The sequence below is a fragment of the Streptomyces sp. cg40 genome (assembly GCF_050320165.1).
Lineage (GTDB): Bacteria > Actinomycetota > Actinomycetes > Streptomycetales > Streptomycetaceae > Streptomyces > Streptomyces hokutonensis.
This window is the reverse complement of sequence record NZ_CP190128.1, coordinates 5,769,897-5,785,467: the sequence shown is the minus strand read 5'-3', so window position 1 is coordinate 5,785,467 and position 15,571 is coordinate 5,769,897. Positions and strand designations below refer to the sequence as shown.

Here is a 15,571-nt window from a genome sequence, read left to right as displayed (position 1 = left end):
ACGGAACCGACGGTACGCCCCTCGGACGCCCTTCGCCAAACAGACCTTTTTGGCCGGGTAATCTTGCGGGCATGGCCCCTACGACCGCCGCAGACTCGACCCGCGACCGCATCGTCGCGGCGGCCAGGGCCGAGTTCGCCCGGTATGGGATCGCCGGAGCGCGGATCACGCGGATCGCGAAGGCCGCGAGGACCAGCTCGGAGCGCCTCTACGCGTACTTCCGCAGCAAGGAGGCCCTCTACGCCTTCGTCGCCGACCAGGAGATGGCCGCGGTGTCCGAGGCGACCCGCCTCGACGCCACCGACCTGCCCGAGTACGCCGGCCGGGTGCACGACTACTTCCAGCGCCACCCCGACCGGGGCCGGCTCATGACCTGGGGCCGGATGGAACTCTCGGGCGGCGCCGGCGACGACGTCTTCCGGGACGCCACCCGCCGCAAGGTCGCGCAGCTCCGCGCGGCCCAGGAGGCCGGCCACCTGGACCCCGTCTGGGACCCCATCGACATCCTCGTCTTCGTCAACCAGATCGCCATGGCCTGGTCCGGCCAGCTCGACCTCGTGGAGGCGGCCGGCGACGACGTCCGCGATCCCTCCCCGGCCGCCCGGCGGGCCGCCGTCGTCGCGGCGATCCAGCGGCTGTTCCCCGCCGGCGGGGACGGCGCGTAGGAGCACCGGTCGACCCCGACTCACAAGCGGTTCAAGGGAGTTGGACGACAGCGAGTGTGCGGACTCCCGCCCCGGAGCCACCCGCCCCTCGCCGGCATCCGGTCATGCCTCTGCGTCGGCGCCACGACAAGCTCGCCGCCCTGCCGCGCGACCCGCGGGCCGACGACTACCCGATGCCGGCCGTGCCGTACGGGTGGTACGCAGTGCTCCGCGGCGACGAGCTCCGGCCGGGCGAGGTCGTCAGCCCGCACTACTTCGGGCGGGCGCTCGTCGCGTTCCGGGGAGCGGACGGCCGGGCGGCCGTACGGGACGCGCACTGCCCGCACTACGGCGCGCACCTCGGCGCGGGCGGCAAGGTCGTGGACGCCAGTGTGGAATGCCCGTTCCACGGCCGGCGGTTCGGGCCGGACGGGCGGTGCGTGGCGGCGCCGTTCGCGCGCCGGACGCCGAAGGTGTCGCTCGGCGGCCTTCCGGTCCGTGAGCACAGCGGGCTCGTCCTCGTCCACGTCGGGCCGGGCGAGCCGGCGTGGGAGGTGCCGGAGATACCGGAGGCGGTGTCCGGGCGGTACGCCAGGCCGATCGACGACGTCCGCCGCGCGCGCATCCACGTCCAGGAGATGCGCGAGAACATCGTCGACGAGTCCCACTTCCACTTCCTGCACGGCCAGAGCGAACCCCTCGTCCAGGACTGGCGGTCCGAGGGCCCCTTCGCCGAGGCCCGCGGCCGGATCTCCCGGCGCGTGCTCGGCCGGGACATCGACAACACCTTCGACGCGTCCATGTACGGGCCGGGCGTCATGGTGGTCCGCACCCACGGCCCCGCCCTGTCGCTGACCGCCGTCGCCCTCACCACCCCCGTCGACGACCGCACGAGCGAGCTGCGGATGCTGTACTACGTCCGCGAACCGGCCCGGCTCCCGTTCCTGACGCCCGTGCTCAAGCTCGTCTTCCGGACGCAGGCCCTCGGCGAGGTGCGCGAGGAGCTCCGGATCCGGGACCACAAGATCCACCGCCCGCACCCGGTCCTGCTCCCCCACGAACAGGGCATCACGGCGCTGCGCCGCCGGTACGCGCAGTTCTGTCCGCAGCGGCCCGGCGACGGCGAGCGACCGGTCGGGAGGCTGTTCGGCCGACGGGCCACGGTTCACGGCGCGGTGGGCGCATGCTCGTGTCGGGACCGTGCCCGACGCCGACAGGCGACCTTGCCGACCGGCGTGTGGAATGTAGCCGAGGACGGGAGAACTCACGATGGATCTCGGACTGAACGGACAGGTGGCCGTGGTCACCGGTGCCAGCAGGGGGATCGGACTGGCGGTCGTACGGGCGCTGGTCACGGAGGGCGTCACGGTCCATGCCGGGGCCCGGAACTCCTCGCCCGGCCTGGAGGAGCTGGCCGCGACGGGCAAGGTGCGGGTCGTACCCGTCGATCTGGGCGAGGCGTCGGGACCCGCGCGGCTCGTCGAGGCGGCGGGCGACCGGATCGACATCCTCGTCAACAACGTGGGCTCGGCCCCGGCCCGTACCGGAGGATTCCTCGCGGTCACCGACGAGGAGTGGCTCGCCACCCTGAACCTCAACCTGATGGCGGCCGTCCGTACGACCCGCAGCGCCCTGCCGGTGATGCTCGCCCGGGGCCGGGGCTCGATCGTGAGCATCTGCTCGGTCAACGCGGCGCTCCCCGACCCGGCGGTCATCGACTACAGCGCCTCGAAGGCGGCCCTCGCGGGCTTCTCCAAGGCCCTGTCCAAGGAGGTCGGCCCGAAGGGGATCCGGGTCAACACCGTCAGCCCGGGCCCGGTCGAGACCGATCTCTGGCTCGGGGAGGGCGGGGTCGCCGCGACGGTCTCCGAGGCGACCGGCCTGAAACCCCAGGACGTCGTCGACAACGCCGCGCGGACCACGGTGACCGGCCGTTTCTCCCGGCCCGCCGAGATCGCCGACGTGGTCCTGCTGCTGGCCGCGGACCGCACGGCGAACGTCACCGGCGCGGACATCACCGTGGACGGGGGCTTCGTCCCCACCTGGTGAACACCCCGGCACCCGACCGACCAGAGGAGTGACCGAACCATGACCACCATGCGTGCCGTACGGGCCCACCAGCGAGGCGGGCCCGAGCAGTTGAAGTACGAGTCGGCTCCGCGGCCCGAGCCGGCCGCCGGCGAGGTCCTGGTCGCGGTGCGCGCCGCGTCCATCACCCCGGGCGAGCTGGACTGGGACGCCACCTGGACCGACAGCCTCGACGGGCCGGGGCACGACCGCACACCGGTCATCCCCTCCCACGAGGTCTCCGGGGTGGTGGCCGAACTCGGCGCAGGCGTCACGGACTTCGCCGTCGGCGACGAGGTCTACGGCCTGATCCCCTTCACCCGGGACGGGGCCGCCGCCGAGTACGTCACCGTCCCCGCGGCCGTCCTCGCCGCCAAGCCCGCCCGGCTGGACCACGACAGCGCGGCGGCCGTACCCCTCGCGGCGCTCACCGCCTGGCAGGGACTGGTCGGGCACGCGGCGCTGGCGTCCGGGCAGCGGGTGCTGGTCCAGGGCGGGGCCGGGGGCGTCGGTTCCTTCGCGGTCCAGATCGCCGCGGCCCTGGGCGCCCGGGTGACGACCACCGCGCTGCCGCAGGACCGCGAGTTCGTCACCGGGCTCGGCGCGGAGCGGGTCGTCGACTACCGCACCGAGCGCTTCGAGGACCAAGTCGCCGATGTGGACGTGGTGTTCGACGCGGTCGGCGGCGAGACCCAGTCCCGCTCCTGGGCCGTACTGCGCCCGGGCGGCACCCTCGTCAGCATCGTGCAGCCACCCGATCCCGGCGCGCGCACCGACGCCACCGCACGCGGTGTCTTCTTCGTCGTCGAACCGGACCGCGCCGGCCTGGAGGCCGTCACCGGGCTGATCGACGACGGCCGCCTCACTCCGGCGGTGGACCGGGTCGTACCACTGGCCGAGACGCGGGCCGCGTACGAGGCGCTCGCCAAGGAGCACCGGCGGGGCAAGATCGTGCTGCGGGTGGGAGCGGGCGGCTGAGGGCCCGGCCGGCTCGGGCGGGGCCGCCGTCCCCGTATCCCCCACTCACCGCCCTATTGCACACCTGTGACAGCCGACGCACAGCCCCGTCACCCACCGCGGGAACACTTCCTCTTGTCGCGAAGGGCAGCAAGCCGAGCGGACCGGTTCAGGTTCCGGGGACGGCCGGCGGTTCCCGCGAATCTCTCATCGCAGCGTCAGCGTCATTCACATCAGCAGGGGGAACCTCGATGTCCGCTCGTAACCGTCGGCGCGCCGGCGCCACCGCCATCACCGCAGGTGTCGCCGCCCTGCTCGCCCTGTGCGGCACGGCCTGCGCCGCGCCGGCCACCCCGTCCGCCGCCGGAGCAAAGGGCAGCGCCGCGATGGTCGCCGCGGCCGCCTCCACGCACACGCTCACCGTACCCAGGGGACTCACCCTCAGCAACGGCACCCGCCACGTGATCGTCAACGGCAGGTCGATCGACTTCGGCACCACGGTCCGTGACCTGGCCTGGAACCCGGCCGGCAGCAAGGCCGCCTTCATCGACGGGCACGGCAACCTCGTCGTCTCCAACCCCGACGGCACCCACCGCGTCACCGTCGCCGCCAACCCGGGCGGGCAGACCTGGTCCCATCCCACCTGGCAGGTGACCGCCGCCGACCGGACGAACCAGATCCCCGCGAAGAACAACATCGTTTTCTCGGCGAAGATCCACGGCAGCACCGTCCTGGAGGGCGTCAAGGCCACCGCCGACCACGGCAGGCCGGCCAGGATCAGCCTGAACGGCGAGCCCGGGGACGCCGCCCTCCCCCAGACCGACAACACCTGGCCGAACGTCGGCGGCAAGTACGGCTCGGCCGTCTACGAGAACACCCGCACCGGCGAGGTCTACATCCGCGACGACTACCTGCGCCAGCAGGGCGGCGCGCTGGCCAAGGGTTCCGAGCCCGCGCTCTCCCCCGACAACGAGGAGATCGTCTTCGTCCGTTCCGTGCACGGCCACGACCACCTCTTCGTCGAGGACCTCGGCACCTCCACGAACACCGTCAAGGACGTCACCCCCACCGCGACCACCGACTACACCGAGCCGACCTGGTCCCCCAACGGCAAGACCATCGCCTTCCGCGCCCCGACCGGCACGTACACCATCACGAAGACCGCCCACGGCTTCGGCCGGCCCGTCAAGGTCTCCACCCACACCGGCCTGCCCGCCTACCGCGGCTGACCACCGCGGGCGAGTTCGGCCCGCAACTCCGCCAGATGCTGGTCGGCCGTGTCGTGCGGCAGATACTCGACCACATCGAGAAAACGGAACAGGACCTGGCTCCTGGTGACGGCGAACTCGTAGTCACCGAACCCCACCACGGCACCCAGGTCCCCCCGCACAGCGCCCCGGACGACATGAGCGGTCATGTCGTCCGGGGCTTCCGCCGTCAGTCCCCGCCGCGCATTGGGACGCGCCAGATACGGGCAGACCATCGAGGCGTAGAGCATGCACGCCCGGTGCCCCGGCCCCTCCAGCGTCGCCGCCATGTTCCGGTACGGCCGCCCCGCGTCGAGCGCCTCCCGAATCGCCGAACTCTCGGCACCGCCCACCACCCGCCACACCGCCCCCTTGGGCATGAGCGTGCCGCACACGGAACACAGCCGCCGCCGAGCACACTCCGCACTCCGCCCGTAGTCGGTGAGCGCGAACTGCGGCGCGTCGCCCTCCCAGGGCGTGATGGCGGGCACGGGATAACCCCGTGTGTCACGAGGCCTGGCCCCGACGGTCACCGGCATGGGAACGGAATCGAATCGCACACCTCATGATCGGTCACATGGGCGCGCGGCGCGACGGCCGATGGGAGATTCAGGGGTCCGGTGCTGTGCACAACCGCCCCGGAAACCAGGCCATTTTGCGCGCTGGCCGGTGGTGTGCACGGCGGGTACGCCGACTCCTCGTGCTGGAACGCCACCATCAAGGAACTCCAGCACAAGGGCTACACCACGATCTCCGGGTCGAACCCGCTGCGGGGTATTGGTCCACGTCGCCGCGTTCGTGCCCGAGGTCGGCGAGACGCAGGGGGAGCTCATCACCAAGTTCCCCGGCAGCGAGGCGAGCCGGTCAGCGTGCCGGTGCCGTACACCAAGGCCGACGGCACCATCGGCATCGATCTGTACCTGAGCAAGGACGGGCAGGCGGCCTTCGCCGCCGACTCCTTCACCTTCCCGACCACGGCCGCCGCCTGGAAGACCATCCCAAGATCGTCTTCGTTCCCGAGGACTTCGCGCTCAGTCGCCGGTGACCGAGATGACGGTGCCGATCTTCGCGTCCTGGTAGAACCACTTGGCGTCGGCGCCGTCCAGGCCGATCCAGGCGCCGGTGCTGCCGGTGCCCTGCGTGCCGGGGCTCTTCGCCTTGTAGGAGCGGGTGACGCCGACGTAGACCGGCCTGTTGTCGGCGTCACGCAGTTCGACCGCGAGCGTGACCTCCGTGTACAGGCCGACTCCGGCGGTCGAGTCGGTGACGGTCAGGACCTTGGCGTCGTGCTTCCCGTACACCGTCAACGGCCCGGCGAATGCGGGGCTGTTGGAGGAGTCCAAGGTCAGCGGCATGGCCCGGCCCCCGACGAACAGGGCACGCTTGGTGAGTTCCAGTGTGCCGGTGGCGGGCACCGCGGAGACCGGGGCCGACACCGCGGCGGAGGCGGCGGACGGCGACGGGGTCGGTGCCTGCGACTGCGACGGGGCGGCGGGCGCGGCGGCACCCGGGAGCCGACGGCCGTCGTCCTGCTTGCCCGTGAGGTCCAGGGTCAGTGCGAAGCCCAACAGCGCGAGGGCCACCGCACCCGCGCCCAGCGTGCCGGCCGTCCGGCGGCGCGCCCGCCGCACCGCACGGCCCCGGACCTCGGCGCCGGTGAGGACCGGACGGGCCTCCTGCCGCGCGGCGAACTCGCGCAGCGCGAGCGAGAGTTCGTCAGTGGTGTCCGTGAACCCGTGGGATCCGTTGGAGAGTTCATCCGACACGGCCGCTCTCCTTCCGATTCCGAACCGGCATGTCCGCCTCGTCAGGAGTCAACTGCTTCGCCAGCGCCGCCCGTCCCCGGTACAACCTGGCCTTGACCGTCCCCACAGGCGCACCCGTCTCGGAGGCTATCTGCTCGACGCTCACATCACACAGATAGTGCAGGACGATCACCATCCGTTGTGCCGTGGGCAGTTGGCGCAGCGCGGCGACAAGTGCCGTGTGATCGGGGTCGGGCCCCGGCGTGGACACGGGCGGTGGGGTGCGGCGCACCAGCTCCAGCCAGCGTCTGGCCCGGCGCCAGCGGCTGACCGCCAGCCGCATGGCGACCGTGCGTATCCAGGCCTCGGGCGCCTCGTCCGCGAGGAAGTCCCCGCGCCGGTCCCAGGCCCGTACGAACGCCTCCTGCACCACGTCCTGCGCCTCCTCGCGATCCCCGGTGAACGCCGCGAGCTGGCCGGTCAGCCGGGGGAACGCGGCGGCGTAGAAGGCGTCGAACTCGTCCTCGGTCATGACCTCACCGGAGTCTCGGAATTCCCGTGCAACCCGACCGCCGCACCGTGCGTACAGGAAAGACGACGAACACGCGTCCCAGGATCCACTCCCCCCCTCAGTTGTATCGGAGGACCACCGAAGTGCCCGACCCCCACGACGACTTCACCGCTTACGCGCACGCGCAGCTGCCCCGGCTGGTCACCACCGCGCACCTGCTCTCCGGTGCCACCGGAGACCCCGGCGAGGCGACCGAGCTGGTGCGGAGAACGCTGGTGGGGGTGTGCGCGCGGTGGCGCCGGATACCGCGGGACGACGTGGACTTCTATGTACGGCGGTCCCTGGTGAGGGAGTTCCTGCGCGGGGCGCGCCGCCAACAGGTCCCGTCCCACGGTGTGTTGAAGGACACGTCCGCGCGGCAGCGGGCCGTGCTCGTGATGCTGCACCGGGAGGGGCTGCGGGAGGCGGAGGTCGCCCAGCTGCTCGGCTGGTCGGCCGGTGCGGTGGGCAGCCGGGCCCGGCGGGGGCTGGCGGTGTGCGGGGGTGACGCGGGGCGGCTGCGGGAGCTCTTCGCGGAAGCGGCCGAAGTGGCCGAAGCTGCCGAAGCGGTCCAAGTCGGCTCGGGGGACGTCCCGTTCGGCGTTTCGCTCGCTGCCGTGGAGCAGCGGGGCCGGGTGCTGCGGCGTCGCCGTAGAGCCGTGGTCACGGCGGTCTGCGCGCTGCTGGTCGTCCCGGCGGGTGTCTTCGGCGTCGGCCGGGTCGTGGGCGGCGGCACGGCGGACGGGGCCGCCGCCGGGGCGGTCGACGTGGCGCGGAGCCCGATACGGATCGTCGCGCCCGGTGAGCGGGTGGCGGCCCTGCCGGGGGTGCAGGTGTGGCTGACGAGCGACGGCAAGCACTGGTCGACGCCCCAACGGCCCAACCAGTTCCTCGGGTTGACCGAGGAGAGCTACGCGAGCGGCTCGAAGGCTGGCGCCGGGAAGCCGGGCGCCTCCGTGCAGCCCGACCGGCTGAACAGCTCGTACTTCCTGTCCGGCCTGTATCGCGGCCTGTCCGCCGATCCGGCGCGCGTCGAGGTCACCGTCGACGACAGCCGGATGACCGGCACCGTCCTCACGCTGGCGGGCAGTCCGGGCTGGGGCGTCTGGTACACGCGCGCACCGCTGTCGCTGGCGGAGCTGAAGTCGAGCTACGGCGACGGCGGTCCGACCGTCACGGTGTACGACGCGGCCGGCAAGGTCGTCGCGCGGGGCGGGGCCGACTGGTGAAGCGCGCCGCCAGGTCCGCCGAGTCGCGTGTCCCGCTCCGCCTGCGGCTGCGCCGCAACCGGGGGCGGCTGCTGCGGCGACTGATCATCGCCCTCCTCCTGCTGGTCGTGTCGCTGTGCACGGCCGCGGTCGTGGCGTACCGGCTGACGGGGATCCCTGATCCGCACCCGGAGACCGTCACCCAGAGCACGGTCTTCGTCGACGACAAGGGCTCCTATCTGGGCCGGCGCGGTCCCGTCGACCGCCAGGAGGTGCCGCTGTCGCAGGTCCCGAGATATGTCCAGGACGCCGTGATCGCGGCCGAGAACCGCACCTTCCGCACGGACGACGGGGTGTCGCCGCGCGCCCTCGCCCGCGCGGTGCTGGCCTCGCTGACCGGCGGCGAACGGCAGGGCGGTTCCACCATCACCCAGCAGTACGTCAAGAACGCGCTGCTGAGCCCGGAGCAGTCGCTGTCCCGCAAGGCCCGCGAGGCCCTGATCGCGATCAAGCTCGACCGCACCCGCTCCAAGGACGAGATCCTGGCGGGCTATCTCAACACCGTTTATTTCGGCCGGGGTTCGGCCGGTATCGAGGCCGCCGCGCGCAACTACTTCGGCGTGGACACCCGCGAACTGACCGTCTCCCAGGGCGCCGCGCTCGCGGGGATCGTCAACATCCCGTCGTACTACGAGAAGGCGGGCTCCGATCCCGAGGTGACCGCGACGCTCAGGGCGCGCTGGGAGTGGGTGCTCGACGCGATGGCGGCGAGCGGCAGCATCACGGCGAAGCAGCGCGCCGAGGCCGCGTTCCCCGCGTTCCGGTTCTATCCGCCGGGGGCGACCGAGGGGCAGCGGCAGTACATGATCGACGTGGCCGCGCAGGAGGCCGCCGATCAACTGGGCATCACCGAGGACCAGTTGGCGCGCGGCGGCTACACCGTGCGCACCACCTTCGACCTGGCGCTCCAGGACGCCACCACCGAGGCGGTCAAGGACATCAAGAGCGGCAAGGGCGTCACGCTGCACACCGCCGTCGTGGGGATCGTGCCCGGCGACGGGGCGGTACGGCTGCTGTACGGCGGCTCGGACTACGCCCGGCAGCCGTTCAACGACGCGGTGGGCGGCGCGGTGGAGGCGGGCACGGCACTGGACCCCTTCGCCAAGTACCGGCTCCGCGCGCCGCTGACCGCGCTGCCGAGGACCGCGGCACCCACCCCGCTCAAGCTGGCCTCGGCGTACGCGGCCGTGGCGGCGGACGGGATGTACGCGGCGCCGTACACGGTCACGAGGATCACCCGGGACGGCCGGCAGGTGTACTCCGCGCACCCCGACACCCGGCGTGTGCTGGACGAGGAGGACGCGTTCATGGTGAACGCGACGATGTCCAAGCTGTACGCCGGCGCGCTCCCCGCGGTCCCCACGGCCGAGCGGGTCCCCACGGACCGGCGCGCCCCGGAGACCGTCTTCACGGCCGGCGCGGGCGGCGGCATCACCCGCCGCACCGTGTGGTCCACCCGCCTGGACCCCCAACTCGCCCTGACCACGGCCCTGTTCGCCGACCGCCCGGGAAAGAAGAAGAACACGACCGCACCGGCCCAGCTGCCGAACGACCCGCCGCCGACCCAGACCGCGGAGCAGACCACGGCACAGATCTGGCGGCTGGCCACGACGGGGACGGGATAGTCACCTGTGCGCGCCCCAGAACGCGCAGTGGTGGCGGAGTTCCGCAGTGCGCGTGGGAGTGACGCGATCCGGCGCCAGGGAAAGGACCGTGTTCCGGGGCCATTTGGGGGACGCGGGGCTGTTCGGGTCGGCCGTGCCGGCGAAGTGCGTCCAGTAGTCGATCATGGTGTCGGCCAGCCGGTGTTGTGCCGCGGTCATGTCGCGGGGGCGGCCTCCCAGGTCGAAGAGGTAGGGCAGCTCGCTCGCGTGCGGTGCGCCGAGGGGGAACGGTGGGGTGCCGGGGGTGAGCGGCGGGGCGTGCTCGTCGGCGAACTCGTAGCGCCAGGTGGGCACTTGGGCGGCGCGCAGGGCCGTGTCCGTGCGTGCCGTCGGGCAGGCGAAGTTCGCGTCGCCGATGACGGCGCCGAACACCGGGCCGCCGTCGGAGTGGTGCACCGGGTACTCGTGGACGATCGCCTTCGCCTGCCCCGGGGTGGGGAAGAAGGCGGACACGACGTCGGGCCAGGTCTCGGGGGTGACGGGGTTGCCGGCCTGGATGATGCCGGCGGCCCAGCCGTTGCCCTCGTCGTGGTTGTTTCCGATGAGGACGGGGACGTGGTGGAAGCGGTCGGCCGTGATCGCCACCCCGGGGTCGGCGGGCAGCAACGGGGTGTCGTGGGCGGGCTGTTGATCGGTGTCCTGGGCCGCGAGCAGGCGCGGGACGGACACGCGCCGCAGACAGGCCGTCGTATCGCGCGCTTCGCCGCAGCCGACCTTCGCCGCGAGGGCCGCGCCCGTGGCGCGGGCCGTGGACAGGGTGACGGAGGACGGCGCGAACGGGCGGTCGGGGCTGCCCGCGCACGGGCCGCTCTCGATGATCGCCCGGTCGAAGAGGCCCGCGGCGGCGGGCGAGGCGAGCTGGGCGCAGACGCTGTAGCCGCCGGCCGACTCCCCGGCAAGTGTGACGTTGCGCGCGTCGCCGCCGAACGCCCCGATCTCGGCGCGCACCCAGCGCAACGCGGCCTGCTGGTCGGCCAGTCCGAAGGTCCCGGACCCGGGCAGCCCCGCGTGGGCGAGGAAACCCAGGGCGCCGAGGCGGTAGTCGACGGTGACGACCACGACATCGCCCCGGGTCGCCATGCGGTGGGCGTCGTAGGAGCTGCCCGCTCCGGTGGTGAGGCCGCCGCCGTGCAGCCAGACGATCACCGGTCGCGGGCGGTCCGGTCCCGCGCCGTCGGGCGTGGTGACGTTCAGGTGGAGGCAGTCCTCGTCGGTACTGCCGCCGGGCACCTCACCGGCCGGCTGCGGGCAGGCACTCGCGGGCCTGGTCGCGTCGCGCACGCCGGGCCAGGGTGCGGCCGGGCGGGGCGGGGCCCAGCGCAGGCGGCCGACCGGGGGCGCCGCGTACGGGATGCCCTCGAAGGTGCGGTAGCCGTCGTGGGCGGCGCCCCGCACCACGCCGTCGTGGACGCGTACCTCGGTGGCGGGCGGGGGCACGGACCAGGCGGTCGTCGCGAGTACGGCGGTCAGGGCACAGCCCAGGGTGGTCAGGACGCGGTGGCGCGTGTGCATGGTCTCTTCTCCCCGTTCGTCATTCGTGAGTCGTCGTCCGTCGGCTGTCAGCCGCCGCCCATGCCGCCCTGCCCGGCGATCATGGTCGTCGGCAGTGTGCGTACGGCTTTGTCCAGTCCCGGCGCGAGGGCGGCGAGCGAGTCCGTGCAGGCGTCGATACGCGCCCGGTACGTCTTCCGGTCCCGGCGGGACACGACCGGGCGGATGCCGCCGGCGGCGGCCAGCGCGAGCAGCGCGGCGTCGGCCACGGGCAGCTCGGTCACCGGGACGTCCCCGTGCAGCGCCTCGGACACCCGGACGCGGACCGCGGCGAGCGCCGCGCGGTCCGTGACGGTCACCCGCCGGGTCCCGAACGGCCCGCGGGCCGCCCGCACGCCGACCACCCCCGCCGCGACGAGCCGGTCCTCCACCTCAGTCAGGGTCCGCCTGCGGTGCCGGCGGACGAGCCGCTTCCAGTCGCGCCCGCCGTCCTCCCCCGGCCTGCCGCGCGAGGCAAGGTCGACCAGGGTGGCGGCCCGCACCAGCAGCCGGGTGCGGGGACGGTCGTAGAGCCCCTCGACTGAGTCGTCGTAGGCGAGCAGATACATGAGGCAGGCAAGGTCGTCGTCCACGATTCGACGCTACGGCCGCCCACCCCGCCCCCGGATCGGCCACGGGAACGGACCGGCACTGGGAGCGCGGGAGGAGCGCGGCCCGGTGTCCTCCCTGAGGAGGAGGCACCGGCGGTCAGGGGCGGCGAGGCTCGACCAGGCCGTGGTCGTAGGCCGCGACGACGGCGTGGACGCGGTCGCGCAGGCCCAGTTTGCGCAGGACCGCGGTGACGTGGTTCTTGACGGTGGCCTCCGAGAGGCGGAGCCGCTCGGCGATCTCCGCGTTCGACAGGGCCTGCCCGATCAGGGTGAGCACCTCCCGCTCGCGGCCGGAGAGGTCGCGCAGCGCGGGCGGCGGTGCCTGGTCGGGGGCGGTGCTCAGGAACCGGTCGAGGACGCGGCCCAGTACGGCCGGCGCGAGCAGCGCGTCACCGCGGGCGGTGACCCGGATCGCGTCGACGAGTTCGCCGGGGCGCATGTCCTTCAGCAGGAACCCGCTCGCCCCGGCCCGCAGTGCGGCGACCACCTGCGCGTCCACGTCCCAGGTGGTCAGCACCAGCACCCGGGCCCGGCCGCCGTCCGCGACGATCCGCCGGGTCGCCTCGATGCCGTCCAGCACGGGCATGCGTACGTCCATCAGCACCACGTCGGGCGCCAGTTCCCGGGTCAGCCTCACCGCCTCCCGGCCGTCGGACGCCTCGCCGACCACCTCCAGGTCGTCCCGGGCGTCGATGATCATCCGGAATCCGGTACGGACCAGGGCCTGGTCGTCGGCCACCACCACCCGCAGGGTCATGACCCGCCCTCCACCGGCAGCCGCGCCGCCACCTCGAACCCGCCGCCGGTCCGCGGACCGGCACGCAGACCGCCGCCCACGAGCCGTACCCGCTCCCGCATCCCCACGAGCCCGCGCCCCGCGCCCGCCGAGACCGAACTCCCTTGCCCGGTACGGCCGTTGTCGACCACCGTGACCTCCACGCACTCCCCGTCGCCCGTCACCCGCACGCTCACCTCGTCGGCGTCGACCGCGTGGCGCAGCGTGTTGGTGAGGGCCTCCTGGACGATCCGGTACGCCGCCAGGTCCACGGTGGCCGGCAGACCGTCGAGGACGCCCTCGCGGTGCACGCGCACGGTCATGCCGGTCGCGCGCACGGTGTCGGCGAGTTCGTCGAGTCGCGCGAGCGTGGGCCCTGGCTTCCGCTGCTCACCGGCCGCGTCGTCGCCCAACTCCTCAGGCCCGAACGCCCGTAGCAGCAGCCGCAGTTCACCGAGCGCCGAACGCGCGCCGGTCTCGATGGCGCGCAGTGCCTGCCGGGCCTGGTCGGGCCGCCGGGCGAACACGTCGTCGGCGGCGCCCGCCTGAATCACCATCACGGACAAGGTGTGCGCGACCAGGTCGTGCACCTCGCGCGCGATCCGCGCCCGTTCCTCGACCACGGCCCGGCGCAGCTCCGCCTCTGTCCGGGCCCGCTGCGCCCGCCGCCACTGCCCGGCGGTCCACGCGAGGACCACCGCCAGCAGATAGACCATCACCCCCGTGGGACCACCGCCCGCACCGAGGCCCAGCGGCACCGGCAGGCACATCGCGGCGAGCGCCCACAGCGAGGTCCGGCGCGACGCGGTGGCCGACAGCACGCACAGGGTGACCTGCGCCGCGAGCAGCGCCCCCGTCAGGGACACCTCGGGCAGCAGCGCCCACACCGCGAGCCCGGCCGCCGCGTTCACGGCCAGTACGGCGACCGGGGCGCGCACCTGCCACCTCAGGGCGAGGACCTGCACGAGGACGAGGGCCAGGGCCACGGCCAGTCGCGGGCCGTCCCCGGCGCCCGCGACCAGCACCGAGGTACCGGGCACGGCGAGCACCAGCCCGGCCGACCCCCACCACAACGCCCGCAGCTCCACGTCCCGAGCCTATCCAGCGACCGGGCCGCTCCCCGGGCCGCCGGGGCCCGCGGCGCTCGACCTTTTACCGTGGGCGTGGATACTGCGCGTGTGACCGACCCGGCCACCGAGGCCCCCTCGGACCCCGAACACCCCACGTGGCTGACCCGCAACGTGAAGGTGCTCTGCGGGGTGTCGTTCCTCCAGGACGCGGCCAGCGAACTCCTCTACCCGATCCTGCCGATCTTCCTGACCGTGGTGCTGGGCGCGCCGCCCGCCGCGGTCGGCGCGATCGAGGGCGCGGCGGAGGGCGCCGCCTCGCTCACCAAGGTGGCCGCCGGGCGGCTGGCGGACCGGTTCGCCCGCCGTCCGCTGATCGGTGCGGGGTACGGACTGGCCGCGGTGGGCAAGCTGCTGATCGCGCTGGCGACCGCGTGGCCGCTGGTCCTCGTCGCCAGGGTCACCGACCGGCTCGGCAAGGGCATGCGCGGGGCGCCGCGCGACGCCCTGCTCGTCGAGGGCGTCCCGGCCGGACAGCGCGGCAAGGTGTTCGGGCTGCACCGGGCCGCCGACACCGCCGGCGCGGTGGTCGGCCCGCTGGTCGGACTGGTCCTGTACGAGGCGCTCGACCACCGGCTGCGCCCGCTGTTCTGGATCGCCGTACTCCCGGCCGTCGCGTCGGTCGCGCTGGTCGCCGCCGTGCGCGACCCCCGAGCCGGGGCGAGGACGGGCAGGGCAGCCGCCCCCCGTACCCCCTGGCGGTCCCTGCCGCGCCCGTACTGGCGGGTCCTCGCCGTGCTGCTCGTCTTCAACCTCGTCAACTTCCCCGACGCGCTCCTGCTGCTCCGCGCCCACGACCTGGGCCTGTCGACGGCCGGGGTGGTGGGCGCGTACGCGGTCTACAACCTCGTCTACGCCGCCCTGTCCTACCCCGCCGGAGCCCTGTCCGACCGGCTCCCCCGCCCGCTGGTCTTCGCCGCCGGCCTGGTCTTCTTCGCGGTCGGCTACCTGGGCCTCGGCCTGATCCACAGCCCCTGGGCGGTGTTCCTCGTCCTCCCGCTCTACGGCGGTTTCGCGGCCTGCACCGACGGCGTCGGCAAGGCCTGGATCTCCACGCTCGTCCCCGACCACCAGCAGGGCAGCGCACAGGGCCTCTACCAGGGGGCGACCGGCGCCGCCGTCCTGCTCGCGGGCGTGTGGGCCGGGCTCGCCTGGGGCGCGGACGGCCATCTCCCGCTACTGGTCTCCGGGGCCGTCGCACTGGCCCTCGCGGGCGCGCTGCCGGTCGTGGCCCGCGCGCGGACCGCGTGACGGTGTGACGAACGGGTCTCCTTCCAGCCATCGCTAGTGACAGGTTCTGGTCAAGGACTGTCCAAATGCCGGACTCCTCCCGGCCCCGGTGGTCGGGTCGTCCCGACGGCTGTATCCGCGCCCGCTCGGGAGGAC

14 protein-coding genes and 1 pseudogene are annotated in these 15,571 nt (G+C 73.5%); 8 read left to right on the top strand and 7 right to left on the bottom strand.

From position 1 onward, the window contains the following. The first annotated feature begins 71 nt into the window (after positions 1 to 71). The 5 genes and pseudogenes from ACQHII_RS25775 to ACQHII_RS25755 all read left to right on the top strand — a co-directional run bounded on the left by ACQHII_RS25775 (position 72) and on the right by ACQHII_RS25755 (position 4,897). Positions 72 to 665, top strand: coding sequence for a TetR family transcriptional regulator (locus ACQHII_RS25775; RefSeq protein ID WP_427921537.1), 594 nt, complete (start codon positions 72 to 74; stop codon positions 663 to 665). 104 nt (positions 666 to 769) lie between these two features. Next, positions 770 to 1,684, top strand: a pseudogene (locus tag ACQHII_RS25770) (Rieske 2Fe-2S domain-containing protein); the annotation flags it as partial. 229 nt (positions 1,685 to 1,913) lie between these two features. Beyond that, positions 1,914 to 2,693: an SDR family NAD(P)-dependent oxidoreductase gene (locus ACQHII_RS25765; RefSeq protein ID WP_427921536.1), complete on the top strand. Its 780-nt coding sequence runs from the start codon at positions 1,914 to 1,916 to the stop codon at positions 2,691 to 2,693. Between the two features lie 39 nt (positions 2,694 to 2,732). After that, on the top strand, positions 2,733 to 3,689 hold the full coding sequence (locus tag ACQHII_RS25760) for an NADP-dependent oxidoreductase (RefSeq protein ID WP_427921535.1): 957 nt from the start codon (positions 2,733 to 2,735) through the stop codon (positions 3,687 to 3,689). A 230-nt stretch (positions 3,690 to 3,919) separates the two neighbouring features. Then, complete coding sequence (locus ACQHII_RS25755; protein WP_427921534.1) at positions 3,920 to 4,897, top strand: TolB family protein; 978 nt, start codon at positions 3,920 to 3,922, stop codon at positions 4,895 to 4,897. On the opposite strand, the gene ACQHII_RS25750 is transcribed toward ACQHII_RS25755, so the two are convergent. From ACQHII_RS25750 to ACQHII_RS25740, 3 genes are all read right to left on the bottom strand, one after another. Further along, positions 4,885 to 5,406 (bottom strand): hypothetical protein, encoded by a 522-nt coding sequence (locus ACQHII_RS25750; protein WP_427921533.1) that lies wholly within the window; start codon positions 5,404 to 5,406, stop codon positions 4,885 to 4,887. The genes ACQHII_RS25755 and ACQHII_RS25750 overlap by 13 nt on opposite strands. Before the next feature lie 540 nt (positions 5,407 to 5,946). Then, complete coding sequence (locus tag ACQHII_RS25745; protein ID WP_427921532.1) at positions 5,947 to 6,681, bottom strand: hypothetical protein; 735 nt, start codon at positions 6,679 to 6,681, stop codon at positions 5,947 to 5,949. Continuing rightward, positions 6,671 to 7,192: a SigE family RNA polymerase sigma factor gene (locus ACQHII_RS25740; protein WP_427921531.1), complete on the bottom strand. Its 522-nt coding sequence runs from the start codon at positions 7,190 to 7,192 to the stop codon at positions 6,671 to 6,673. The genes ACQHII_RS25745 and ACQHII_RS25740 overlap by 11 nt, the downstream gene beginning before the upstream one ends. 122 nt (positions 7,193 to 7,314) lie before the next feature. Between ACQHII_RS25740 and ACQHII_RS25735 the strand changes: the two genes are divergently transcribed. Continuing rightward, entirely contained in the window at positions 7,315 to 8,439 is a 1,125-nt protein-coding gene (locus ACQHII_RS25735; protein ID WP_427921530.1) for a sigma factor-like helix-turn-helix DNA-binding protein, read from the top strand. Further along, positions 8,436 to 10,103 carry a transglycosylase domain-containing protein gene (locus ACQHII_RS25730; protein ID WP_427921529.1) on the top strand — a complete coding sequence of 556 codons (1,668 nt, stop codon included), beginning with the start codon at positions 8,436 to 8,438 and terminating at the stop codon, positions 10,101 to 10,103. The genes ACQHII_RS25735 and ACQHII_RS25730 overlap by 4 nt, the downstream gene beginning before the upstream one ends. Here the strand turns inward: ACQHII_RS25730 and ACQHII_RS25725 are convergent, their stop codons facing one another. The 4 genes from ACQHII_RS25725 to ACQHII_RS25710 all read right to left on the bottom strand — a co-directional run bounded on the left by ACQHII_RS25725 (position 10,104) and on the right by ACQHII_RS25710 (position 14,146). After that, positions 10,104 to 11,654, bottom strand: coding sequence for a carboxylesterase/lipase family protein (locus ACQHII_RS25725; RefSeq protein WP_427921528.1), 1,551 nt, complete (start codon positions 11,652 to 11,654; stop codon positions 10,104 to 10,106). 47 nt (positions 11,655 to 11,701) lie between these two features. Beyond that, the gene (locus tag ACQHII_RS25720; RefSeq protein WP_427921527.1) at positions 11,702 to 12,265 is read right to left on the bottom strand and encodes a GPP34 family phosphoprotein; all 564 of its coding nucleotides are present in this window, start codon (positions 12,263 to 12,265) and stop codon (positions 11,702 to 11,704) included. 115 nt (positions 12,266 to 12,380) lie between these two features. Next, a complete protein-coding gene (locus ACQHII_RS25715; RefSeq protein WP_427921526.1) occupies positions 12,381 to 13,040 on the bottom strand; it encodes a response regulator in 660 nt (219 codons plus the stop codon). Further along, a complete protein-coding gene (locus ACQHII_RS25710; RefSeq protein ID WP_427921525.1) occupies positions 13,037 to 14,146 on the bottom strand; it encodes a sensor histidine kinase in 1,110 nt (369 codons plus the stop codon). Before ACQHII_RS25710 ends, ACQHII_RS25715 begins: the two co-directional genes overlap by 4 nt. Positions 14,147 to 14,236: 90 nt before the next feature. Here ACQHII_RS25710 and ACQHII_RS25705 point away from each other — a divergent pair, with 90 nt between their 5' ends. Then, on the top strand, positions 14,237 to 15,436 hold the full coding sequence (locus ACQHII_RS25705; protein WP_427921524.1) for an MFS transporter: 1,200 nt from the start codon (positions 14,237 to 14,239) through the stop codon (positions 15,434 to 15,436). Positions 15,437 to 15,571: the final 135 nt, after the last annotated feature.

Excerpts from the sequence above, each read along its gene's own strand:
- ACQHII_RS25775 (WP_427921537.1), top strand. The coding sequence starts at position 72 with ATGGCCCCTACGACCGCCGCAGACTCGACCCGCGACCGCATCGTCGCG.
- ACQHII_RS25765 (WP_427921536.1), top strand. The coding sequence starts at position 1,914 with ATGGATCTCGGACTGAACGGACAGGTGGCCGTGGTCACCGGTGCCAGC.
- ACQHII_RS25760 (WP_427921535.1), top strand. The coding sequence starts at position 2,733 with ATGACCACCATGCGTGCCGTACGGGCCCACCAGCGAGGCGGGCCCGAG.
- ACQHII_RS25755 (WP_427921534.1), top strand. The coding sequence starts at position 3,920 with ATGTCCGCTCGTAACCGTCGGCGCGCCGGCGCCACCGCCATCACCGCA.
- ACQHII_RS25740 (WP_427921531.1), bottom strand. The coding sequence starts at position 7,192 with ATGACCGAGGACGAGTTCGACGCCTTCTACGCCGCCGCGTTCCCCCGG.
- ACQHII_RS25725 (WP_427921528.1), bottom strand. The coding sequence starts at position 11,654 with ATGCACACGCGCCACCGCGTCCTGACCACCCTGGGCTGTGCCCTGACC.
- ACQHII_RS25715 (WP_427921526.1), bottom strand. The coding sequence starts at position 13,040 with ATGACCCTGCGGGTGGTGGTGGCCGACGACCAGGCCCTGGTCCGTACC.